Below are 1,222 nucleotides of genomic sequence, written 5' to 3'. Positions count from 1 at the left end.
TTGTGCGCCCAGCATGGGCGCACTCTTGTGGGTGCAAGTCCCACCGTAAGTTGATCACAGCGAGCGAAGCGAAGCGCAACTGCGAGAGGGTGACCGATCGTGGGGAGGAAGCGTGGAGCGCAACTGCGAGCCGATGAACAAGAACCGGATAGAAGGCGTTGCCGACCAGGGCGAGCGGGCAAGTAACCGCGAAGCTCTCGTGATCAAGGGGAGGTGATGTAAATCCGGCGGTTGTGCAGTGAAGGAGTGCGTTCTTACCTGGGGAGATCTCGCCTCATGCCTGAAAGGGCAACGGCGTCGAGCCGGAGCGAGAAGTCAGCAGAGGCCGTAGTAGTCACAGGACAGGCCGGTGAGGCTGAAGCGGGTGACGAAGGGCCGAACGGGAAGGAGTGTTCAACGTTATGTCGATGCGGCAGGCAATCCCCCGAGGGGACTTCCTTCGGGGCGTGCGTCAGATGCCCGTGCAAACGGGGCGAACGGGAGTAGCGCGCGGTGAAGCTGCACGTGTACCCGTGAGCGACGAAGCCTGCGGCCCGCGACATGAAACCGGGGACACAGGGTCAGCGCTGCTGGAAGCGGTGCTGACGAGAGAGAACCTGAAGCAGGCGTTCAAACGGGTGCGGGCCAACAAGGGAGCCGCTGGCGTGGACGGTCTGGACATTGACCAGACGTCGCGTCATCTGGTGACGGCGTGGCCTGCGATCCGTGAACAGTTGCTGAAGGGGACGTACCGGCCCAGTCCGGTACGGCGGGTGACGATTCCGAAACCGGACGGGGGCGAGCGCGAGCTGGGCATCCCGACGGTGACGGACCGGCTGATCCAGCAGGCACTGCTGCAAGTCTTGCAGCCGGTTCTGGACCCCACCTTCAGCGAGCATAGCTACGGCTTCCGGCCCGGACGGCGTGCACACGATGCGGTGCTTGCCGCGCAGTCGTACGTGCAGTCGGGGCGGCGAATCGTGGTGGACGTTGATCTGGAGAAATTCTTTGACCGGGTCAATCACGACATCCTGATCGACCGTCTGCGGAAACGAATCGATGATGCCGGAGTCATCAGGCTGATCCGGGCGTATCTGAACAGCGGCATCATGGATGACGGGGTGGTCCAGCAGCGGGATCAGGGCACGCCGCAGGGCGGGCCACTATCCCCGCTGCTGGCCAACGTGCTGCTCGACGAGGTGGACAAGGAACTGGAGCGGCGGGGTCACTGCTTCGCACGCTA

General features: G+C 63.4%; 1 protein-coding gene. It reads left to right on the top strand.

The window, feature by feature from the left end; all coding sequences use genetic code 11:
- Nucleotides 1-401 precede the first annotated feature (401 nt).
- Nucleotides 402-1,222 (top strand): reverse transcriptase domain-containing protein (locus LPA34_RS26835; RefSeq protein ID WP_228984169.1); only part of this gene is annotated, 821 nt, incomplete at its 3' end.

Origin of the sequence: Paraburkholderia gardini (genome assembly GCF_907164575.1) — a bacterium.
GTDB classification, from domain to species: Bacteria; Pseudomonadota; Gammaproteobacteria; order Burkholderiales; family Burkholderiaceae; genus Paraburkholderia; species Paraburkholderia gardini.
Note: the sequence above shows the minus strand (reverse complement) of the source record. Positions and strands in the feature narration are given on the sequence as shown.